Annotated in this window: 16 protein-coding genes and 2 tRNA genes; 17 read left to right on the top strand and 1 reads right to left on the bottom strand. The window is 57.4% G+C overall.

Features of this window, described 5'->3' with window-relative positions; genetic code table 11:
- Positions 1–262: 262 nt before the first annotated feature.
- The 5 genes from ABHT90_RS04250 (at position 263) to ABHT90_RS04230 (ending at position 5,782) form a co-directional block, all read left to right on the top strand.
- Positions 263–339: transfer RNA gene (locus ABHT90_RS04250), tRNA-Arg, on the top strand.
- Positions 340–692: 353 nt separating this feature from the next.
- A complete protein-coding gene (locus ABHT90_RS04245; protein WP_346981737.1) occupies positions 693–3,134 on the top strand; it encodes a tetratricopeptide repeat protein in 2,442 nt (813 codons plus the stop codon).
- A gap of 162 nt (positions 3,135–3,296) precedes the next feature.
- Positions 3,297–4,379: an AAA family ATPase gene (locus ABHT90_RS04240; protein WP_055285935.1), complete on the top strand. Its 1,083-nt coding sequence runs from the start codon at positions 3,297–3,299 to the stop codon at positions 4,377–4,379.
- A 209-nt stretch (positions 4,380–4,588) separates the two neighbouring features.
- Positions 4,589–4,679, top strand: a tRNA-Ser gene (locus ABHT90_RS04235).
- Positions 4,680–5,134: 455 nt separating this feature from the next.
- Positions 5,135–5,782 (top strand): TM2 domain-containing protein, encoded by a 648-nt coding sequence (locus ABHT90_RS04230; protein ID WP_346981736.1) that lies wholly within the window; start codon positions 5,135–5,137, stop codon positions 5,780–5,782.
- A gap of 384 nt (positions 5,783–6,166) precedes the next feature.
- Here ABHT90_RS04230 and ABHT90_RS04225 read toward each other — a convergent pair whose 3' ends face one another.
- Complete coding sequence (locus ABHT90_RS04225) at positions 6,167–7,507, bottom strand: D-alanyl-D-alanine carboxypeptidase family protein (RefSeq protein WP_346981735.1); 1,341 nt, start codon at positions 7,505–7,507, stop codon at positions 6,167–6,169.
- 197 nt (positions 7,508–7,704) lie between these two features.
- On the opposite strand from ABHT90_RS04225, the gene ABHT90_RS04220 reads away from it, so the two are divergent.
- From ABHT90_RS04220 to ABHT90_RS04165, 12 genes are all read left to right on the top strand, one after another.
- Positions 7,705–8,400: a response regulator transcription factor gene (locus ABHT90_RS04220; protein WP_006234805.1), complete on the top strand. Its 696-nt coding sequence runs from the start codon at positions 7,705–7,707 to the stop codon at positions 8,398–8,400.
- A 26-nt stretch (positions 8,401–8,426) separates the two neighbouring features.
- The gene (locus ABHT90_RS04215) at positions 8,427–9,665 is read left to right on the top strand and encodes a sensor histidine kinase (protein ID WP_346981734.1); all 1,239 of its coding nucleotides are present in this window, start codon (positions 8,427–8,429) and stop codon (positions 9,663–9,665) included.
- 103 nt (positions 9,666–9,768) lie between these two features.
- Positions 9,769–10,644, top strand: coding sequence for a phosphate ABC transporter ATP-binding protein PstB (pstB, locus tag ABHT90_RS04210; protein WP_346981733.1), 876 nt, complete (start codon positions 9,769–9,771; stop codon positions 10,642–10,644).
- Between the two features lie 64 nt (positions 10,645–10,708).
- Positions 10,709–11,437: a response regulator transcription factor gene (locus ABHT90_RS04205; RefSeq protein WP_346981732.1), complete on the top strand. Its 729-nt coding sequence runs from the start codon at positions 10,709–10,711 to the stop codon at positions 11,435–11,437.
- 3 nt (positions 11,438–11,440) lie between these two features.
- On the top strand, positions 11,441–12,865 hold the full coding sequence (locus ABHT90_RS04200) for a sensor histidine kinase (protein WP_346981731.1): 1,425 nt from the start codon (positions 11,441–11,443) through the stop codon (positions 12,863–12,865).
- A 195-nt stretch (positions 12,866–13,060) separates the two neighbouring features.
- On the top strand, positions 13,061–13,717 hold the full coding sequence (locus ABHT90_RS04195) for a YveK family protein (RefSeq protein ID WP_055250503.1): 657 nt from the start codon (positions 13,061–13,063) through the stop codon (positions 13,715–13,717).
- A gap of 2 nt (positions 13,718–13,719) precedes the next feature.
- On the top strand, positions 13,720–14,457 hold the full coding sequence (locus ABHT90_RS04190; RefSeq protein WP_346981730.1) for a CpsD/CapB family tyrosine-protein kinase: 738 nt from the start codon (positions 13,720–13,722) through the stop codon (positions 14,455–14,457).
- Between the two features lie 17 nt (positions 14,458–14,474).
- Positions 14,475–15,125 (top strand): tyrosine-protein phosphatase, encoded by a 651-nt coding sequence (locus ABHT90_RS04185; protein ID WP_346981729.1) that lies wholly within the window; start codon positions 14,475–14,477, stop codon positions 15,123–15,125.
- A 39-nt stretch (positions 15,126–15,164) separates the two neighbouring features.
- Positions 15,165–15,665 (top strand): GNAT family N-acetyltransferase, encoded by a 501-nt coding sequence (locus tag ABHT90_RS04180; RefSeq protein ID WP_346981728.1) that lies wholly within the window; start codon positions 15,165–15,167, stop codon positions 15,663–15,665.
- Positions 15,666–15,867: 202 nt separating this feature from the next.
- Positions 15,868–17,892 (top strand): molecular chaperone HtpG, encoded by a 2,025-nt coding sequence (htpG, locus tag ABHT90_RS04175; protein WP_346981727.1) that lies wholly within the window; start codon positions 15,868–15,870, stop codon positions 17,890–17,892.
- Positions 17,893–18,219: 327 nt separating this feature from the next.
- Positions 18,220–20,985 (top strand): YhgE/Pip family protein, encoded by a 2,766-nt coding sequence (locus ABHT90_RS04170; protein ID WP_346981726.1) that lies wholly within the window; start codon positions 18,220–18,222, stop codon positions 20,983–20,985.
- Entirely contained in the window at positions 20,986–23,175 is a 2,190-nt protein-coding gene (locus ABHT90_RS04165; protein WP_346981725.1) for a YhgE/Pip family protein, read from the top strand.
- The last annotated feature ends 71 nt before the right edge of the window (positions 23,176–23,246 follow it).

The raw sequence follows: 23,246 nt of genomic DNA, 5'->3' as shown, positions 1-23,246 counted from the left end.
GTTACCTCAGCTGGATAGAGGGTCTGACTACGAATCAGAACGTCATAGGTTCGAATCCTATACGCCGCACCAATTGAGTTTAAAGCTCCCGGCAACGGGGGCTTTTCTTATATATCGATACATCTGAACTAACCGCCCTGTCGCATACCAGGGGATACGGACTCGATCGATTCCTTCAAATGAGTAAAAATCCAATTCAATAAACTTTTTTGAAAAAATGCTTGACCTATATTCAGTCCATGTGCATAATAATCAACAAGTCGCGGCGTTACCTCAGCTGGATAGAGGGTCTGACTACGAATCAGAACGTCATAGGTTCGAATCCTATACGCCGCACCATTTGAGATTAAAGCTCCCGGCAACGGGGGCTTTTCTTTTACGTAAACACTGCATGGATTCGAACCTCGGTCGAGGCGCGGGCGTAAAGAAAACGCGGAGCGTTTTTAGCCCGCGGGCGAGCGCGCCGGCAGGCGGGCGAAGCCGGTGCGGATCCGCGCAGCGGATGCGCGGAATCCTATACGCCGCACCATTTGAGATTAAAGCTCCCGGCAACGGGGGCTTTTCTTTTACGCCAGATTGAGTGCTTTCGTCCAAAGGGACGATTTCCTGTCGACTCGTGTAAGATTCCGAGTAGATGTCGCGACTTATTCGCGACCACTCCTTCTTCAAACGACCGATCAGGGTGATATTTCGTGGCAGAGCGTCCGACATACAAGCTCAGGTTTCTCGATCCTAAGAAGCGCTTTCCGGCGATGCCCGAGCAGCCTGCGGGACGCTCATATGGCGTGGTCTGGAAACTCTTTGGCGAGGATCAGCATGAATCTTGTTATGTCGTCGAATTCGTTGGCAAAAGTCATGTGTCGCTTTTGGGCTACGTAAGCGTTTCGGGTGAGGTGTACAAGGTGGACCGCCCCGTCAGCGAGGCTCCGCTGCCCAACGATCCCGACATGGAACTGGTCCTTGACGAGTCGGATTCCGGTATTGGTGAGATCATGGTAAGGGAAGCCAACGGTGCAATGCGCGCGTGTGCGCAAACTGCCGGCTCTCCCGAAGGCCCCATGCGCGAGCAGTCCGACCACGAGACATGGAATTCGACCCGCGCCCTTCCTTACGGCGAGTTCATGGCCTCGATGTTCTTGCGTTACGTGATATTTGCCAACTCCGAAAGCGCTATTGTGAACACGGCGGACGCCGGCGGACTCGACGAGGGTATGCAAAACGTTGTCGACAAGATCAAGCTCGTAAAGTTGTCCGAGCCGGTCGAGGTGTTTTTGGGCTTTAACACGGCACCGCTCCCCGATGCTATCGAGACGCTGCTTTACCGCGTTGACCATGCCGAGAATCCGAGCGGTATCGAGCGCTATGCCGCCGCCCTTATGAGCGAAATTGACTTGCCCCGCCTGCGCACCATCGCTGCCAAGTCCGAGATGAGCCTGGCTCGCATTGATCGCTCAAAGATTTTCTATCTCAATTTTGATCGTAGCCTGTTGGACCAGGACGAGATTGACATGCTGCTTGCCATCGAGTGCCGTCTCAACCGCCTCTCCGGCATCCTTGAGCGCATCGGGGCCGGATTGGTCCCTGCGGCATCCTCGCCGAGCCTTGAGGGCTGCGCGCTCTTTGATGCGTGGCATATCGCCAAGACGACCAACGATGTTCCCCGACTGCTCGATACGGCTTCGAGCGATAACCCGTGGGCCAAGCCGGGAACGGTTTCGTGCCAGCCGGGCGGCGAGTGGGACGTGCGCACGCGTTTTGCGCGAATCGTTGAGGCGCTCAACGTGGTCACGCGGCTCGACTATACCTATCGGGCAAACGTTGCCGAGGGGATTATGCTCGTTCGGTTTGGGCGGTCTGTCGTTGATGCCATGCCGCAACGTGAATACGACGCTCAAGATGACGCCTGGCGCGAGCTGGACGAGGATACGCGTGCGATCTGGGCCGCGGAGCACGATGCGCGCGTGGCACTCACGCTTGCGGCAGCGTGTTTTGCCGCAGGCACCTGCATCACGCGCTGCTATGTGCAGATTGCTACTCCCGACAGTGAGCAGGGCGAGCGCGTTGTCGCAACGTATTTCTTTTGGCGCGCGGCCTATCTGGCCGATTGCGTGCCTGTCGCCAAGGATCTTGAGAGCATGGACATGGACGATATGTCGTGCAAGCGTGTACTTGAGGCGTATGAGTCAACCGCTCCGGAGACGATTGAGCCTGCGGAGGTTCATGCTCGTCCGCGTGATGACCATCGCACGCTGCCGCCGACGCTGCGCGATCTGCTGCTTGCCGATACGGCTGACGAGTTGGAGGTCATGGAAGAGGACGACGACCCATACGTGGCCCGTGTTGTTGAATTGCGCGAGCAGGCAAAAGTCGACCGTACAGGTGCTTTTGAAGGCTTTTCCCGTCTTGTCGAGGAGTTGGAGGCTAAGTGCGCCGTCGCCGAGCTTTTGGCGACAGGTCCGGTTCAAACGCAGTTTTGCGATAACCAGCTGGTGCGCATGGTGCTACCGGTGTTGGAAGAAGACCGCTCTGTGCGAATCCTTCGTGCGCCCGATGCGCTGTACTTTGCCCAGCACGAGATCTGCAGCTTTTACGCCGAGCAAGAGGACTTTGAACGAGCACTGCCCGAGGTGCGCCATCTTTACGATCTGGCGCGCTCGTCCATGCAATCGCACTTTGCGCTCATCAACGTGCTTGCGCGTCTGGAGCGCTTTGACGAGATTATCGAGGTGGCGCGCCACGGCCTACGTATTGCCAGCGATCGTTCTGCAATCGGCTACCTGTTCTATCGCTTGGCGTTTGCCTATTGGAATTGCGATCAGCTCGACCTGGCGCTGGCTTGTTACCGTCTGGTGCCGCGCGGCGAGGAGTCGGGCAGTAGCGCGCTGGAAGAAATGCAGGGCCTTATGAACGAGATGGGCGTCAGCGAGCCTCCGACGTTCGAGGAAGCGGTCGAGACCATCCGCAAGGCTGGACTCGAGCTGCCGCCAGTGTCCGCCGTGACGAATCAGCTGGCAGATGCCGCTGTTCAACTGGTCGACAACGGCTTCTTTTTCCTGGCACGCGGTTGCATCTTCCAAATGTGGCGCACCATGGGCAACGACGAGCTCGGCTCCCTCAACCGCTCGCTGGGGTAGGGGCGATATAGAGGGGCCGCACCGCGCTATTTGTATCGGCGCGGGCGGGAGGACCCGGCAGGATTGGTAAGGCATAAAGCCGCCGAGCCTGCTAAAACTGTTAAACTCTGCTAAAGTTGCTAAACTTTGTTAAAGTTGTTAAAACTAGCAGAGGAGGGCAGAATGACGAAAGCTGTTAACCCCTTTAAGCCAACGGCGGGCATGAATCCGCCTGAGCTTATCGGACGGGACACTGTTTTGGATGACTTTGCCGAGGCTCTTGAGAATGGTCCTGGTGCCCCCGATCGACTCATGCGAATCTCGGGCGTCCGAGGCACAGGTAAAACGGTGCTCCTTAATGCATTGGGTGACCTTGCACGCAAAAAAGGATTCGAGGTCGTTGACGTTGCCTCCAATGCTGGTTTTTGCAATAGAATCCTCGAGGCTCTGCAGCGAAACGTTCGTCTTGAATCAATCTCGATTTCCCCATCGATTTTAGGGGTCAGCCTTGGCTCCATGGAGATGTCGAAGTCGGCCTCTCATCTGGGCGAGGCGATGTACGATGCTGCGAAGCGCGGTGGTCTGCTCATTACGCTCGACGAGATCCAGGATGCCTCAACTGAGGAAATGCGCGAGCTAGGCAATGAGATGCAGCTCTTGATCCGCCAAGGAGCGAATGTCGCTTTCGCTTTCGCCGGGCTGCCGACATCGGTAGATGGCGTGGTGGTGGATGATACGTTGACGTTCCTTCAGCGAGCCAAACATGTTGAACTTACTCGGCTTTCCGATTTTGAAGTTGGCGGATCGTTTGAGGATACGATGAGACGAGCGGGCAAGGAGCTCGACAAAGGTGCCGCTGAGCTATTAACAAAAGCTTCGGCAGGCTATCCCTTTATGGTCCAGCTGGTCGGATATTACGCTTGGCAGGTTGCTGCGCGCAGTGGGGCGGAGAGCGTGAGCGAAGAGGCGGCTCGTAAGGGTATCCAGGCGGCTCTTGATAGCTTTAATGCTATGGTGATTGCCCCAGCGCTGCGCAGGGTGTCGGAACGGCAGTTTCAGTATCTCGCGGCGATGGCTCAATGCGAGGGCGTCGATATCGCCAACGGCGATATCGCCAAGAAGATGGGTTTGTCGGCGAACAAAGTTGGGTCATATCGCAAGCGTCTGATCGATGCGGGGTTGATTGAGCCCGCGGGCTATGGCTGTGTTTCGTTTGCAATTCCGTACATGCGCGATTATCTGTTGGAGACCGTTCGAGAGGACTAATAAAGAATGGGCTGTCCGCGCTGTCGCTGGGGCCGTCCTTGTATCTTTGTCTCAACCTGTAACATCTGGAGGGGATTACGGCCTGCAGATGTTACAGGTTGAGATGATTGACTGAGACGTTTACTGGTAAAAGAGAGGTAAAAGAGGAAACGCCTCAAAATTCCCCTTGCCCAACTTCGGCTGTTTGGTTACTATAGAACGGCTGTTACGGAGAGCTGACCGAGAGGCCGAAGGTGCTCGCCTGCTAAGCGAGTATGCCCCAAAAGGGCATCTGGGGTTCGAATCCCCAGCTCTCCGCCAGTATGACTTTGAAGAAGGGTCCCATTTGGGGCCCTTTTTTATTATCAAGAATGGCAGCTGGGGATTAGAGTCCGAAAGGGCGTGAACATTAGGCAAACACGGGGCGCTTGAAAACGGGGAGACCCAGGCGTGCTCGTGCACCCCGGTGTGGGGTTCCGAGGGGATGGAGTAGAAATATGGTAAAGGTCGGGCTGCGTAAGCCGAATCTAAAGACATCACTCAAGGCAAGAACGACCGGCAGAGCGAAGCGCGCGGTAAAGCGGGCGATAATCCCCGGCTATGGTAAGAAGGGCATGGGGTGGATCAAAAATCCGAAGAAGGCTGCTTACAATGCCGTATACAGCAGAACGACCGTCGGAGTTGGGGATGTCGCTCGCGCCGTTGCTAAATCAGGCGCTCGGAGCTCGGCGTCAAGGACGTCCTCAATTACTGTTTAATCGCATGAAATTACACCTTTGGCGAAGCCTGAACAGAAATCTCTCACTCGAGAGATTACGTCGGTTGACAGGGCAAGCAAGGCGCTTTTGCTATGCTTCCTTCTTGGGTGGTCGGGCGCTCATAGGGCGTATGCACGGATGTGGGGTAGCTTCTTTCTATATCTCTTTACCTTTGGCCTTTTTGGATTTGGTTGGCTGTTTGATATTGTGACACTACTGATGAGACGCTCCGAGCTAAGGCGTCTCGGCGACAGTGATCAGACTCAACAGCAAGCGCCATGTTCCGTTGATTCTACATTCGATCGAAATGTCGCCGACTCCGGAAATTGGGAACAGCGTGGAGATGGGGAGGCTGCGGCTCGGCTAGAGCTTCAACGTAAAAACCGTGCCTATATGGAAGAAAACGGCATCGACGTGGAGATGTTTACCGAGGAAAAGGTCGCGGCGGACGCCTTGCGAACCATTGAGTCGGTATGCCCGTGCATGCTTAGGTTTGACCGAGGCATGAGCGAAGAGGAGCCAAGCATCAGCTTTTGCTCTCCAACAAAGACGGGGAAGATGCCCAAGAATGTCGTCGAGGCCCGCATTTACCATCAGGACGTGAAGCTATTGATGGATTCCACGGCTTCGAATTGCCGGAGTATGGTGACAGCATCAATGTCATGATTAGTTATCTAGCTGATGGGCGCATAAATAAAGTCGATATCCATGGGTTCCATAATGGCCGCTCCGTTAGTGTCTCCATTCGCAGGCGGAGCGACGATCTTGTTATGACGAGTGCGGGCACCATCGGAGAAACGGGTGCCTGGCAATCGCTGTGTCCTGGGGCAGACCCCTCAGCTGGGGATCTTTTCAGGGCCTTGACCAAGGAGGTCGAAAGGATCTACTAGCATGCCCGGTGGACCCGTTTTCAAGGTCCGAAAAGACACAGCGAAGGTAAACGGCTAGCAATGTCGCTTTGGTGATTCTGACGCATCCCGTTTAAGAGGTATTCAAAAAGAGGCGCCCGTTGGACGCCTCTCCAATCTCAAATGTAATGTTCCCCCAGCCCTACATCTCAGGAGCCTTGGCTACGGTCTCGCTCTCTGCCGTGAGTGGCCGGTTGTCGATGCGGCGGCCCAGGCGGTCGAGCTTCACGAGGAGCCATTCAATGGGATTCGGCCCTGTGCCTTCCTCGTCGGCAACCAGGTCCATGACGGCGACCTTGGTGCCGTCCTGCTTGAGCGTAACGCTGCCTACCTTGTCGCCAACATGCACCGTGCCCGAAAGGTCATCGTAGCTAACTTTTTCGGTCACTTCGCCGGCGAGTGAGAACACCGTTGCCTGTGCGGCGGGGTCGGCGAGCGTGGCGTCGATCGTCTTGTCCGTCCAATCTGTCTGGCTAATGCGCGCCATAAGCGGGTTGCCGTTGGCGGTCTTTTCCTGCGTGTTGGCGATTGCGACCGTCACCTTGTGGCCGTAGTACCAGTTGGCAAGGGTGGCGGTATCGGTAAAGCGCTGATCGGTGGTGGTGGAGTTCAAAATAACGGTGTAGATCTCGTCGCCATCGCGGTTGTAGGCGCTCGTAAAGCAATAGCCCGCGTCGTCGGTGGTGCCGGTCTTGCCACCGATGTTGCCATCTTGGCCCAGCAAATAGTTATGCGTGTCCATGGAATGCGAATGGTCGGTGCCGTCGGCGCCCGTGACCTCGATCCAGGAATCCTCGCTCGCTACGACTTCGCGGATCGTGTCGTTTTTCATGGCCTCCTGCATCATCAGCGCTACGTCGTGTGCGGTTGAGTGCATATCGCCAGCCCACTCATCAAAGTCCAGACCATGCGGGTTTTCAAAAAGCGTGCCGGTGCAACCGAGCTTCTTAGCGCGCTCGTTCATGGCCTTCACAAATGTTGCCTCGGCGTCTTTGGTCTTAGGGTCGATCTTCTTGCCCACATATTCGGCGAGCACGATGGCGGCGTCGTTGCCCGAGGGAATCATCAGGCCGCGCAGTGCCTGCTCAACGGTAAGCTCGTCGCCTTCGAGCAAGCCGGCGGTCGAATTACCCACGGTGGCTGCGGCGTTGCTCACCGTGACCTTCTCGTCCATCTTGCAATTCTCGACGGTTAGGATTGCGGTCATGACCTTGGTGATCGAGGCGATTTTGACCTGCTCATCGGCGTCGCGGGCATAGTAGACGGTGCCGTCTTTGCCCATGACGAGGGCATTGGTCGCATCGATATCGGGCAGGTTTTCGGCCGTGATGCCGCGCGCATCGGCGGTTTTGCCGCAAACATTGTCGGTCGTAAGCACTTGGGCGCCGGCGACGGTGGGCACGCCAGCGGCAAGGGCGATAGCGCAGACAAAGCCGGCGGCAAGCTGGGCTGAGCGCTTTGCAAAAGAGGTGAGGGACTTCACGGATTTCGCTTTCGACGGGATGGTCTCTTCTGGAACAAGAGTATATCGTTTGCCGGCGTCGGCGATCATCGCGTGCGTGCGTGGCCCACATCCGCACCCGAACGGGCACAAGGGTGCTTAAGGCCGACTTAATCACCCACGCTTGTTGTGTGTGGCGTGCGTCGCCTCAGGCATAATGGAGCGCGAGAGGAGCACGCATGAACGAGCGCATTTTGGTAGTTGATGACGAGAAGGCCATCGCCGACTTGGTTGGCATCTACCTTACAAAAGAGGGCTTTGATGTCCAGATTGCCTATAGCGGGGCCGATGCTGCCAAGGCGATTTTGGAGCAGGAGTTCGATCTGGCGCTGCTTGATGTCATGCTGCCCGATATCGATGGGTTTGAGCTGCTGCGTACGATCCGTTCCAGCCATACCTATCCCGTGATCATGCTGACGGCGCGCGATGCCCAGCAAGACAAGATCGGGGGCCTTTCGCTTGGCGCGGACGATTACGTGGTTAAGCCGTTCCGTCCGCTGGAGCTCATCGCGCGCGTGCACGCTCAGCTTCGCCGCTACACCAGCTACGGTAGCCGTGCACAGGCGGCCGAGTCGCCGACCATTCAGCTCGACGGCTTGGAGATCAACCGCGATGCTCGTTCCGTGACAGTGGACGGTTCACCGGTTCGCCTCACGCCCACCGAGTATTCAATCTTGCTGTATCTGGTCGAGCATCGCGGCAGCGTGGTGGCCGTGGAGGACCTGTTCCGCGCGGTGTGGAACGAGGACTTTATGCCCGGCTCCAACAATACGGTGATGGTGCATATTCGCCACTTGCGCGAAAAGATCGGCGACGACGCACAAAAGCCACGCTTTATCAAAAACGTCTGGGGCGTCGGCTACATCATCGAATAACGCTTTTCGCTTGTGAGGATCTTGATATGACAAAAGACGATAGGCAAGCGTTCGAGGTGCCCGATCGGCTCTTTGAATACGTGAGGTCGGTCGTCGACAACCGCGCGCTTGCAACGGTGCTGCTCTTTTTGCTGAGCCTGCTGCTGATTGGCATCGACAACATCGTCGGAATCTTGGCGGTGCTGCTTGTCGGCTTCTTGCTGATCGATCGATTTGAGATCGTGCGCCGCTGCATGGTGATTGGCGGCGCCGCGTGGGCCATGACGTTGGCGATTGGCGCCATGGCGCTCGGCGGCATCGAAGGGCCGGTGCTGTTCGATGCCGGCTTTGTATTCAACATGCTTGGCTTTGTGCTGGCGCTTGCCGCGTGCGTGCTGTTCTTGTGTGGCCGCGCCCTGTACTATCAGGGCTACGAACAGGGCGAGCAGCGTGCCGATTGTGTGCTGGCCGCTCGTATTCAAGATCGTCTGATCGATCACCCCGACACCTGGGACAACATTGACGGTGACTTCTTGGAGGTCGAGGGCGCCCTTAACCGCGTGCGTGACCGTGAGCGCAAGGTGCAGCAAGCTCTGCGTGACGAGTCGCATCGCAAGGACGATCTGGTCACGTACTTGGCACATGACCTACGCACCCCGCTTGCCAGTGTGGTGGGCTATCTTTCGCTGTTGCAAGAGGCTCCTGAGCTGCCGGTTGAGCAACGTGCGCACTTTACGGGCGTGGCTCTCGACAAGGCGCACCGGCTCGATGCGCTCATCGAAGAGTTCTTCGATATCACGCGCTTTGACTTCCACGATATCGTGCTCACGCGTGGCTATGTTGATCTGGGGTTGCTGCTGGCTCAGGTGGCTGACGAGTTCTATCCCATCCTCAACGAGCAGCACAAAGATGTCCAAGTTGATGTGCGTGAGGACCTGACGGTGCTCGTGGATGGCGACAAGATGGCTCGCGTGTTCAACAACATCATGAAAAACGCCATCGCCTATAGCTACGAAGGATCGACCATTGCGATCGAGGCCCGACGCCAAGATGACGGTGGCGTGCGAATTCGCTTTATCAATCAGGGTGATCCGATTCCGGCGGCTAAGCTCAAGGTGATCTTTGAGAAGTTCTATCGCCTGGACGCGGCACGTGCGACCAATCGCGGTGGTGCCGGCCTGGGTCTTGCCATCGCCAAGGAGATTGTCGCGGCGCACGGCGGCACCATTGCGTGCGAATCGACGCCCGAGCACACGGTGTTTACCATTGCGCTGCCCGCTGCATAACCAGCGTGCCCTTACAAACACTTGACAATGCGCTCACGTGCATATGAGCCGCGATTCCTACTATCGATACTGCTGAATTGATATCGATATGGAGGTGTGCGGTATGACGGCTGCTGCGGCTGTGGAGCCCACGGAGCTTGAAGAACTCATGGAAGCGCAGGCCGAGGCCGCGCATGAGCGCGAAGTTGGGGATGCGACTCGCCCCACGGCGCAGGACCTTGCCGCCTCGCCGACGCGCATCGACGTCGAGGGCCTCGACCTGTTCTATGGCGACCACCATGCGCTCAAGGACGTGAATATCAAGATCCGTGACAAGCAGATCACCTCGTTCATCGGGCCTTCGGGCTGCGGAAAGTCGACGCTGCTGCGCTGCTTTAACCGTATGAACGACGGTATCAAGGATTGCCGCATTGAAGGCAAGATTGCACTCGACGGCCAGAATATCCTGGGCGATTACGATATCTGCCGCTTGCGCCAGCGCGTGGGTATGGTGTTCCAACGCCCCAATCCGTTTCCCATGAGCATCTACGACAACGTCGCCTACGGTCCTCGCGGCATGGGAGTGCGCGACCGCGTCGCGCTCGACGAGCTGGTCGAAGACTCCCTGCGACGCGCCGCGCTGTGGGACGAGGTCAAGGACAAGCTCAGGGAATCGGGTCTGGGTCTTTCGGGCGGCCAGCAGCAGCGTCTGTGCATCGCCCGTGCGCTGGCCGTGCAGCCCGACATTCTGCTGATGGACGAGCCGACCTCGGCGCTCGACCCCGTATCGACGCTGGTGGTGGAGCAGCTGGCCTGCGAGCTCAAGGAGACCTGCACGTTGGTGGTCGTTACGCACAACATGCAGCAGGCTGCGCGCATTTCCGACTCGGTTGCGTTCTTTTTGCTGGGCGAGCTGGTGGAGCATGCGCCCACCGCTCAGCTCTTCAAAAACCCGACCGATCCGCGCACGGCGGATTATTTGACGGGCCGTTTTGGCTGATACCATCTAGTGCAGGCGCCTTTAGGGTTAAGATGCGGTCATGCCGGCCGCAGAGGGGTTCAACATGATCTATTACGTCGAGGACGATGACAACATCAGGGATTTGACGGTCTACGCACTGCGCAAGCAGGGAATCGAGGCCGAGGGCTTTTCGTGCGATGGCGAGTTTAAGGCCGCCGTGGCGCGACGGGTGCCCGATGCTGTGCTGCTCGACATCATGCTGCCCGATACCGACGGCTTGGCGATTATGCGTCGCCTGCGTGCCGATCGCCTGACGGCGACGGTGCCCATTATGATGCTCACCGCCAAGGACACCGAGCTCGACAAGGTCATGGCGCTCGATGGCGGTGCCGACGATTACCTGACCAAGCCGTTCTCGCTTATGGAACTCGCTAGCCGTTGCCGTGCGCTGCTGCGCCGCGGCGGCATGGTCAAGCAGGCGAGCGATGTGCTCAGCGTGGGCGATATCGTACTTTCGCCCAGCCACCGCGAAGTGACTGTTGCCGGTGAATCGCTCAAGCTCACGCTGCGCGAATTCGACCTGCTCGAGTACCTCATGCGCAAACCTGGCGTGGTCTTTACCCGCGAGTCGCTGCTGCAGAGCGTATGGGGCTGGGACTTCGACGGCGGTTCACGCACCGTCGACGTGCATGTGCAGACGCTTCGCCAAAAGCTCGGCGAGCGTGCGAGCGCCATAGAGACCGTGCGCGGCGTGGGCTATCGTCTGGCCGAGCCTACGGCCGATGACGATGCCGAAGGAGCCGACAGCGCGGCTAGCGCATCGGAGGAGTAACTCGTGGTCTTAGCCCCCCAGGGAAAACGCACCCTGTCACATCGCGTGTTCGCGACGATTTTTCTGTGCGCTATGGCGGTTATCGTGGCGTTTACGGTGCTGGGCGCGTTCTTTGTGCAAAATACCCTGGCAGATGCCACGAGCGCCAACCTTTCGCAGGAAACCGAGCTTATTGCCGCTGCCCTCAACGAGCAGCAGGAGCCCATTGCCTTTCTGCGCAGTTTCGATCGCGAGGACTTGCGCATCACGCTGATCAACAAAGACGGGTCGGTTGCCTACGACAACGAGGCGTCGCCTTCTATGCTGCCCAATCACGGCGATCGTCCCGAGGTCGTCAAGGCTTTCGAGAGCGGCTCGGGTTCTGCGGAGCGCGCAAGCTCCACGCTCGACGAGATTATGCTGTACCGAGCCGTCCGACTTAACAACGGCCAGGTTGTTCGCTTGGCGCAGGCCCAACCTGGCGTTGCGGCGATTCTGATGTCTCTCGTGGCGCCGATGCTGCTCATTGCGGCGGCAGGTGCGGTGCTCTCGTTTTTCTTGGCGCGTCGTGAGTCCCGCGCCATCATTGAGCCGTTGCAGGAGGTCGATCTGGACCATCCTCGCCGCAGCTACGAGCATGCTTATGCCGAGATGGTTCCCATGCTCGAGCGCATTGAGTCGCAACGCCAGGAGCTCAAGCGCCAGATGGCGGTGCTGGCGGACAACGACCGCATGCGCCGCGAGTTCACGGCCAATATCACCCATGAGCTCAAGACCCCGCTTACGGCAATCTCGGGCTATGCCGAGCTCATTGCGAACGGCATGGTCGAGGGTGAGGACGACCTGCGCACCTTTGGCGGCCGCATCTACCGTGAGGCGGGCCGCTTGGCAGCGCTTGTCAACGACATCCTTACGCTGTCTAACTTGGACGAGGCCGAACGTGCAACTGAAGGCGAGGCAGTGCCCATTGGGTCCACGGAGCCTATTGAGCTCTCGCGTGCGATCTACGCGGTTGAGCAGCGTCTTGAACAGGTCGCCCGTCAGGCGAATGTGACGATAAGTCATGAGACCAAGCCTGTGGTCATCGAAGGCGTGTCGCGCTTGGTCGACGAGCTCATCTATAATCTGGCAAGCAACGCCATCCGCTACAATCGGCCCGGCGGTACGGTTACGCTGCAGTGCGGCACCAACGACGAAGGCCATCCGTTCCTCGCTGTCGCCGACACGGGAATCGGTATCGCGCCTGAAGAACAGGGCAAGGTATTTGAGCGGTTCTATCGCGTGGACAAGAGTAGGTCCAAGGCACGCGGCGGAACCGGCCTGGGGCTTGCCATTGTCAAGCATGCGGCCCTGTATCATCACGCCACGCTCGATCTGTCGAGCGAGTTGGGCGTGGGAACCACCATTACGGTGACGTTTCCCATACAGCAGGACGAGCCATTCGCATAGCGATACAACATAGATATTGATGTAGACGCCGCATTTGACTTTCGGGTGCGGCGTTGTTGTGCAATTTTACGATTGCTTCCGACATTTTTACAGGAGAGCCTGTTTCTTATGTATAGAGTTTGGTCTCGGTAAAAAGATGCGATAACATACGGACAGTTTTGTCAATCCGAACTGGGGAAATGAAAGGCAAGCTGCATGACCCTTCTCGAACTGTTCCAGCTGCTGAAGAAGCACCTCAAGCTGGTCATCACCCTTCCGGTGGTCTGCGCGATCGCCATGGGCATCGTGTCCTTCGTTGCGATGGACAACACCTATACCGCGACGACGAGCATGTACATTCTCGCCAAGACCGACGATAGCGGTCAGATGAGCTACAACGATCTCTCGGCGAGCCAGATGCTTTCCAACGATATCGCCACGCTGCTGGATAGCGATAGCGTTAAGAGCGGCGCCGCCAAAGAACTGGGCCTCACCGATTTGGATGACTACAAGGTGTCTGTTTCCTCCGAGACCACCACGCGTGTCATTACGCTTTCGGTTACCGGCACCGATGCCAAGGAGACGGCTGAGGTCGCAAAGGCCATTGCCAGCTCGGTGAGTACGGTCGCTCAGAACGTCGGCGCTGCCCAGAGCATCAACGTTATCGACGAGGCTAAGACCCCCGAAGCCCCCAGCGGCCCCAAGCGCACGCTGTATATTGCCGTCGCGTTCCTCGCCGGTATCTTTATCGCAGTTGCCTATGTCGTTTTGGCAGACATGCTCAATACCCGCATCCGCGGTGCCGAAGAGGCAGAAGAGCTCCTGGGTATTCCCGTTGTTGGCCGAATTCCGGCTATGAAAGGTGGTAAATAGGCATGGCTAAGGCAAAGAACACCGATAAGCTCGTTGTACAGAATGCCGCCAAGACCCTTCTGGCCAACATCCGCTTTGCGAGCGTGGACGACCCCATTCGCACCATCACCGTTACCTCCTCGATTCCCAACGAGGGCAAGTCTACGGTTTCCATTAACCTTGCTCAGGCAATCGCCACGAGCGGCAAGTCCGTGCTCCTGGTCGAGGCCGATATGCGCCGCAGGTCCCTTTCCGATATGCTCGGCGTTCGTTCGCGCGGCGGACTCTATGCGGTCCTTTCCGAGCAGATCTCCATTGACCAGGCAATTGTCGAGACGGGTCAGAAGAACTTCTACTTCCTCGATGCCGAGCCGCACATTCCCAATCCTGCCGACATCATCGTCTCCCATCGCTTTGCCAAGCTGGTAAAGGCACTGTCCGCCAAGTTCCAGTACGTCATCTTCGATGCTCCTCCGGTCGGCACCTTCATCGATGCTGTCGAGATTGCCAGCTTGACCGACGGCGCGCTGTTCGTGGTGCGCGAGGACTTTACCAAGCGCGAAGAGGCGCTCAACGCTATCGCCCAGCTTAAGAAGTCCGAGAAGGTCAAGCTCATCGGTACCGTCATGAATTACTGTGAGACCGAGACCAGCGAGTACTACTATTCTTACTACACCAAGGACGGTAAGAAGGTTAAGAAGGGCTCCGACGATCAGGGCACTTCCAAAAAGGGCATCTTCACCAACCGAGCAAACGTTTAGTTGATTAAGGCTGACCTATGCGTGACATTCATTGCCATATCTTGCCGGGTGTAGACGACGGCGCAGCCGATCTCGAAGAGAGCTTGGCGATGCTCGAGGCTGCCAAGCGGGCCGGTGTAACCAGAATCGTTTGCACTCCTCACTGCCGTGATCCCTATTTTGATTACGACAAGATGTGGGATGCCTTTGAGCTGCTGCGCGATAACGCTGACGGTTTTCCGCTCCAGATGGGCTTCGAGGTCAACCATCGAAAGCTCGTTGAGCTTGGTATCGATGCCGCGGATCACTTGCATTTCGATGGGACCAACGAGTTTCTGCTCGAGCTTTCGACGCATGCCGATGCGTATGCGTTTAGAGAGTACGAGAACACGATTTACGATTTGCAGTGCCGTGGCTACCAGGTGATCATCGCTCATCCTGAGCGCTATCGTGCGGTTCAAAAGGATGTAAGCGTGGCGGAGCGCCTGGTCGATATGGGCTGCAAGCTGCAGGCTTCGGCGGACTTTATTGCCGGCGGTCGCTTTGGTCGCGAGAAAAAGCCGGCACTGCGCCTGTTCGATCAGAACCTGTACAGCTTCATCGCGAGCGATGCCCATAACGTGGGTCATTACGACTGCCTGGCGAAGGCTCGCGCGAAGTTTAGCGTGCGCGGAGCTCACTTTCGCTAAAATCTGTCCCTAACGTTCGCATTGAATGAAAGGGCAGCCATGGATATCCAACTTAAGACGGGATGCTTTGATGACGCGGCGTTGGTGCGCCGCGTCGTTTTTATGGACGAGCAGGGCTACGAGAATGAGTTCGACGCTATCGACGAGGACCCGAACTGCATTCATGTGACGCTCTATGTAGACGGCGAGCTTGCCGGTTGCTCGCGCGTGTTTCCCGAAGAGCTTGAGTGCGCGACTGACGCAGAGGCTCCGGTGTTGTCGGCGTGCGACTTAGACGAAGGCGTCGCGGCGGGGGAGACCTACATTATGGGGCGCGTGGCCGTGTTGCCGAGCATGCGCCGTCGCGGTCTGGCGAGCAAGATTGTCGAGGCCAGTGATACGTGCGCGCGTGATGCCGGCGCCAAGCTCATTAAGCTGCATGCTCAGGAATACGTGCTGCCGCTCTATGTCAAGGCGGGCTACACGCAGATTGCCCCGGTGGACTACGAAGACGAGGGCCAGCCCCATGCTTGGATGGCCAAGCGCGTAGATGGCAGATAGGGACGTTCCTTTTCTGCCGGCAGTCGGGGACACTCCTTGGCAATCGGCGCATCAGAGCGTTTGGACATACAGTTTTTCGATACCGTGTGTATATATGCGCGCTAATGGGTTATAAAATCTAAGTATGAACATAGCAGGTCTGCGATGCGGCTCGGGCAACCGGGCCGTTTTTGCGGACGGGGGTAGCGCGAAAGGACTGCACATGCGTCAATTTAAGACCGAGAGCAAAAAATTGCTCGACCTCATGATCAACTCCATCTATACCAATAAGGAAATCTTCCTGCGCGAGCTTATCTCCAACGCGAGCGATGCCGTCGACAAGCTCAACTTTAAGAGCCTGCAGGACCCGAGCGTCAAGATCGATCAGGGCGACCTGGCCATTCGCGTCTCCTTCGATAAGGATGCCCGCACCATCACGATTTCGGATAACGGCATCGGCATGACCGCCGAGGAGCTCGAGCGCAATCTGGGCACCATCGCCCATTCCGGCTCCGAGGAGTTTAAGACCGAGAACGCCGAGCAACAGGGCTCCGATGTCGACATCATCGGCCAGTTTGGCGTGGGCTTCTACTCTGCCTTTATGGTTGCCAGCCACGTAAAGGTTGTCAGCCGCGCCTATGGCGAGGACACCGCTCACGTGTGGGAGTCTGATGGTCTTGAGGGTTACACCATCGAAGACGGCGAGCGCGCCGAGCACGGCACCGATGTCATCCTGACGCTGCGCGAGAACGAGAAGCTCGACGCCGACGGCGAGGCCGAGACCTACGATCGTTTCCTGACCGAGTGGGGCCTCAAGAGCCTGATTCAGCAGTACAGCAACTATGTGCGTTACCCGATCCAGATGATGGTGTCCAAGAGCCGCCAGAAACCCAAGCCCGAGGACGCCGGCGACGATTACAAGCCCGAGTACGAGGACTACCAGGAGCTCGAGACCATCAACTCCATGACGCCGATCTGGAAAAAGCGCAGCTCCGACGTTGAACAGAAGGATTACAACGAGTTCTACAAGTCCACGTTCCACGACTTTGACGATCCTGCACGCACCATCAGCTTCCATGCCGAGGGTACGCTCGAGTATGACGCCCTGCTGTTTGTGCCGGGTCGCGCCCCGTTCGATCTGTACAGCAAGGACTACGAGAAGGGCCTGGCGCTCTACAGCTCCAACGTTCTGATTAAGGAGAAGTGCGACGACCTGCTGCCCGACTACTACAACTTTGTCCGCGGCGTCGTGGATTCTGCCGACGTGTCGCTCAACATCTCGCGCGAGACGCTGCAGCAGAACCGTCAGCTCAAGGCCATCGCCAAGCGTGTGGAAAAGAAGATTACCGCCGACCTTGAGGATATGCGTGACAACGACCGCGAGGCCTACGAGAAGTTCTTTGAGAACTTTGGCCGCGGCCTTAAGTATGGCATCTACTCGAGCTATGGCATGAAGGCCGATGAACTCGCCGACCTGCTGCTGTTCTGGTCTGCCAAGGAGCAGAAGATGATTACCCTGGCCGAGTATGCCAAGGGTATGCCCGAGGACCAGAAGGCCATCTACTACGCCGCCGGCGATTCGCGTGAGCGCTTGGCCAAGATGCCCGTGGTAAAGGGCGTGCTCGACCGCGGCTATGACGTGCTGCTTCTGACGCAGGATGTGGATGAGTTCACGTTCCAGGCTATGCGTGAGTACGTTGCCGCCGATATGCCTAAGATCTACGAGGACGACGCCGCCCGCGAGGCTGCCGAAAAGGCCGTGGCCGACGGTGCCGAGCCCGAGGTCGAGGATCGTCATCTGGAGCTCAAGAACGTTGCGACTGGCGATCTTGATCTGGCGACCGAGGACGAGAAGAAGGAGGCCGAGGACGCCACCAAGGAAAACGAGGACCTCTTTAGCGCTATGAAGGAGGCGCTCGGTGACAAGGTCGAGAAGGTCGCCGTCTCTGCGCGCCTGACCGATGCTCCCGCGTGCATCACCACCGAGGGCCCGCTTTCGCTCGAGATGGAGAAGGTGCTCCAGAAGGGACCCGAGGGCGCGCCCGACGGCATGCCCAAGAGCCAGCGCGTGCTCGAGCTCAACGCCAAGCACCCGGTCTTTGACAAGCTTGTCGCTGCCCAGAAGGCAGGCGACGCCGACAAGATCAAGCAGTACTCCGGCCTGCTCTATGACCAGGCTCTGCTGGTCGAGGGCATCCTCCCCGAGGACCCCGTTGCCTTCGCGGCGGCTGTTTGCAACTTGATGTAGTTCGGGGATACGGCACCGTAACTAGATTAGAACGAGAGTGGATAATCTCCCACTTTTGGCTCGAATGCGGGCTTGAAGTGGGAGATTTTCCACTCTCGTTTCCTTTTGAATGATCCCTTCGTCCCCAAGGGATCATTTATTTGTGCGGGTTGTGGTTTTGTGACCTGCTGAAATTTGAGATACTGTACAACTGTACGTTAACTAATCTTCGTAGTATATTGCTACCCGCAAAACTCAATACCATTGTGCTTCGAGACGCTAAAGCGCCTACGTACAATGGTTGTTGATAGTACGATTTGATTCAACGACAGGATGGATGGTCCAAGCGTGAGTCTCGGCAGCAAACTATCCGACGCAAAGGTATCCTTTGCGATCTTTAAACGTGACATCAAGCGATTGCTCGTGAACCCCGTCGCCCTGGTGGTTACTTTGGGCGTGTGCGTTATCCCCTCACTGTACGCTTGGTACAACATCGTGGCTAACTGGGATCCGTATGGAAACACCCAGGGCATTAAAATCGCTATCGCCAACAACGACCAGGGAACCCAAAACGACATGGTGGGCGAGCTCAATGCGGGTGACAAGGTTGTCGATCAGCTCAAGGAAAACGATCAGCTGGGCTGGACCTTCGTCGACTCGGCGGCCGATGCCAAAGAGGGCGTCGAGAGCGGTGAGTACTATGCGGCCATCGTAATCCCCAAGAATTTCTCCGACAACCTCGTTTCGATGCTCGATGGCAATTACCATCAGCCGAAGCTCACCTATTACGTCAATGAGAAGAAGAGCGCCATTGCGCCCAAGGTCACCGATACCGGTGCCAACACCATCGAGGAGCAGATCAACTCGGAGTTTGTCTCCACGGTGGGCGAGACCGTAGCGGGCATCGCCAAGGATGCCGGCATCGATTTTAAGGATAAGACCGCCCAGGTTCAGGATTCGCTGACGAGTTCGGTGTCCGAGGCATCCAGTACCTTGAGCGAGGTCCGCGATTCGATCAACGACATGAACACCGCTATCGACAAAACGAGCGGTGCTATCGCCTCGGCGGATGGGGCGCTGGCCGGTTTGCAGGGTCAGACGCCTTCGCTGACTCAAGCGATCTCCCAAGGCAACGACCTGTTGGGCGAAGCACGCACCACCGCGGGCAAATCGATCACCTCGCTCTCTAAGGCGCTTTCGGAGGGAAGTGTTGCACTGTCCAAGACGTCGGCTTCGGCGAACGCTGCGGTCGGAAAGATGACGGGCGCCTTGACGTCTACGACCACTCGCATCGACAACTCGCTCGAATCGCTTCAAACGACAATTGACCACAACAACGCGCTGATCGACCGCCTGCAGAACTTGGCGGACAGCGCGCCGACGGGTTCGGAGGAAATCAACGCGCTCATCGCGTCGATGATCGATACGCTTCGAGGACAAAACGAAAGCCTCCAGGCCGTCAAGGACAATCTCTCGGCGCAGTCGAGTGCTATTGCGAATGACGCTTCGGCCGTTTCGAGCGCCAGCGACGCTATCAATACTGCAATTCAGACCGGCACGACCAACATTAGCCAGGCTCAGACGGATCTTGGTCAAAATGCGCTGCCGAAGGCTTCCAGCGCGCTTGACTCTTTCTCGGTTGTATCGGGCGACCTAACCGGTATCGTGTCGGGACTCACGCCTACAATCGCCAATGCGCGCGGTACGCTATCGCAGCTCGATGCCACGCTCAAGCAGGCCAAGACCACGCTGTCCCAGACCGATGCCTCGCTTGCCAAGGTCCAGGACAGGCTTGCAACCGCCGCTAACGACATCGCGGCGCTGCAGACCTCTGAGTCTATGGGCGAGCTGGCCGACCTGATGGGCGTCGACGTGGACGACGTGGCGGACTTTATGGCGTCCCCCGTTGAGCTGACGTCCAAGTCGATTTATCCGGTTAAGAGCTTTGGTTCGGGCATTGCCCCGTTCTATACCAACCTGGCACTTTGGGTGGGCGGCTACGTGCTCATCGCTATCTACAAGCTCGAGGTCGACCGCGAAGGCATCGGCAGCTTTACCGCGCGTCAGGGCTACTTTGGCCGCTGGTTGCTTCTGATGATCCTGGGCGCGTTCCAGGCCATCATCGTTACGGTGGGCGATTTGGTGATTGGCGTGCAATGCGTCAACCCGCTGCTGTTCGTGCTGGGCGGTATCGCCATCTCGTTTACGTACGTCAACATCATCTATGCGCTGTCCACCACGTTTAAGCATATCGGCAAGGCAATCGGCGTCATCCTCGTCATCGTGCAGATTCCGGGTTCGTCGGGCATGTATCCCATCGAGATGATGCCCGGCTTCTTCCAATGGCTGCATCCGCTGCTGCCCTTTACCTACGGCATCAATCTGCTGCGCGAGACCGTCGGCGGCATGTACTCGTTCAACTACCTGTTCAACCTGTGCATCTTGGGCGTGTTCCTTGCCATCGCACTCTTTATCGGTCTGCAGCTGCGTCCGCTGCTGCTCAACCTCAACCTGCTCTTTGATAAACAGCTTTCCACGACGGGTCTGATGATCTGCGAGTCCAATGACCTGCCGCGTCAGCGCTATTCGCTGCGCACGGCCATGCGCGTCGTGCTCGATTCGGATTCGTACCGTCGCGAGGTGCTCGATCATGCGGTCGCCTTTGAGCATCGCTACCCGTACTACATCAAGGGCGGTTTCGCTGCTGTAGTCGGCGTGCAGGTGCTGCTCTTCGTTCTGTCGACGGTTCTCGATATCGACAACAATGGCAAGATCATTCTGCTGGTTATCTGGATTATCTCGGTCATTGTCATTTGCGGCTGGCTGATCAATATCGAGTACATCCGCGCAAGCCTCAACACCCAGATGCGTATCTCGGCGCTTTCGGACGAGGACCTGCGCCGCGAGATGCGCGAGCACACAGCGGCGATCCCTGCCGCCCGTCGCATGTTTGGCCTGAATGCCAGCGAGCGAGGCTCTAAATCCAAGGATCAGGCTGCCGACCAGTCCATTCACCACGATATGCACCATGTGCCCGCGAACGGGGACGACACATTTGTGATGAATGAGGATGGCGCCCCGCTTGGCAAGCACTCAAAAGGAGGTGAGGCATAAATGAAGAACATCCTGCATCTGTTTAAGCGCGACGTCCAAAACGTGTCTCACTCCGTGATCGGCATGGTTGTCGTGATGGGCCTCATTATCGTGCCGTGCTTGTATGCATGGTTTAACATCGCCGGCAGCTGGGACCCGTACGGCAATACCGGAAACCTTAAGATTGCCGTGGTCAATACCGACGAGGGTTACGAGAGCGACCTGATCCCCGTCGAGATCAACGTGGGCGAAAACGTTACCGCCGCTCTGCGTGGTAACGAGAACTTTGACTGGGTTGTGCTCAACGATCGCGATAAGGCTATCGACGGTGTTAAGTCGGGCGCTTACTATGCGGCCGTCTTAATCCCCAAGAGCTTTAGCTCCGACATGATGACGCTCTTTTCGACCGACGTGAAGCATGCCGATATCGAGTTCTACGAGAACCAGAAGGCCAACGCCATCGCCCAGATCGTGACCGAAAAGGGCTCGAGTGCTGTTCAGAACCAGGTCAACGAGACCTTTACCGAGACCATCACGACGATCGGTCTTAAGACGGTGTCCAGCTTGCTCGATTACATGAGCACCGAACAGGTCAGCAACTTCATTGCCAACCTGTCCTCGACGCTTGGCGACTCGGTTCAGGACCTGCAGGACATTAAGGCCAACGCTACTTCGCTTGCGGGCATTTTGAGCTCGACATCCGATTCGCTGACGTCGGCGGGCGGCCTGCTCAAGCAGACCGGAACTACCGAGCAGTCGGTGAAACAGCTGATGGAGCATGCCGAGAGCGGTATCGGTGATTCGGAGCAAGCACTCAAGGCTGCCAGCGATGCCATCGATGCGGCGATTGATGGAAGTGCCGGGTCGTTCGATAACGTTTCTACCGAGCTCGCAAAGGCCTTTGACGCCGCGAACCAGCATGTCGATCTTACGGTGTCTCAGCTCAACGGCGGCGCAGCGTCGCTCAACGCGCGTGCCGATGAGATTGACGCTGCTGCCGATAAGCTCCGCAGCCTTGCCGGCCAGGTGGGTAACGACAAGCTCAAGGAAGGTCTCGAGTCTGTTGCGACGTCTCTTGGCGGAACTGCGGAAGAGTACCGCAACAATGCCAAGGAGCTGACGAGCATCGCGACGTCGCTCTCGGACAGCATGGCAAAGGTTAACGATGTCCGCGCCGAAACCGACCAGGCGATCGCCGACGCCAAGGCGGGTGTCTCGGGTGCCAAAATCGATTACGACTCCACGTTCTCGGCCAAGGCAAAGGAGCTCAAGAAGACCATCTCGGGCGTTTTGGATTCGCTGAACGGTATTTCGAACGATCTGGATAGTGCTGTTGCCGGCCTGACCGACGCATCCGGTTCGCTGGCAAAGGGCCTCTCCAAGGCTGCAAAGCTGGTCAACAAGGCTTCTGATCAGCTGGGCGAGGCGTCGGACAAGATCAGTGCGTTTAAGGACGAGCTCGACAGCGCCCTGATGTCGGACGACCTTGCCACGATCAAGACGATGATTGGCAACGATCCCGAGGGTTTGGCCGTGTCGCTTTCCGGCCCCGTCGCGCTCGATCGCAAGCCGGTCTATCCGATTCGTAACTACGGTTCGGCCATGGCACCGTTCTACACGATTCTGTCGCTGTGGGTGGGCTCGATCGTGCTGGCGGCCATGATGAAGGTCTCGGTTGACGATGAACTCATCAACGAGCTCATCCCCGTGCGCCTGCACGAGATCTACCTGGGTCGCTACCTGTTCTTTGGCGGTTTGGCTCTGCTGCAGGCGACGCTCGTATGCGCGGGCGACATCCTGTTCTTTGGCATCCAGTGCGATAACCCATTGCAGTTTGTGCTGGCGGGCTGGGTCGCGAGTCTCGTGTTCTCCAATATCGTCTACACGCTTACGGTGTCGTTTGGCGATATCGGCAAGGCGCTCGCCGTCGTGTTGCTGGTCATGCAGGTCGGCGGTTCGGGCGGTACGTTCCCCATCGAGATGACCGGCCCTGTGTTCCAGGCGATCTATCCGTTCCTGCCGTTCACCCATGGTATCAACGCCATGCACGCCGCCATGGCTGGCGCCTACCATATGGAGTACTGGATTGAACTAGGCATTCAGGCGAGCTATCTGATTCCGTCGCTGGCACTGGGTGTCGTCTTCCGCCGCCCGGTCATCAAAGCCAACGACTGGATCATCGAAAAGCTGGAGTCGACTAAGTTGATCTAGTTCAGCCAGGTAAACGCCGTCGGAACATCGAGATCTTCCAGTTTGATACTTTATTATGCTGGATTGCGATG

Source organism: Collinsella aerofaciens (genome assembly GCF_039758815.1).
In the GTDB taxonomy this organism is placed as follows: domain Bacteria; phylum Actinomycetota; class Coriobacteriia; order Coriobacteriales; family Coriobacteriaceae; genus Collinsella; species Collinsella aerofaciens_BP.
This window is presented reverse-complemented; position numbering and strand designations above follow the sequence as displayed.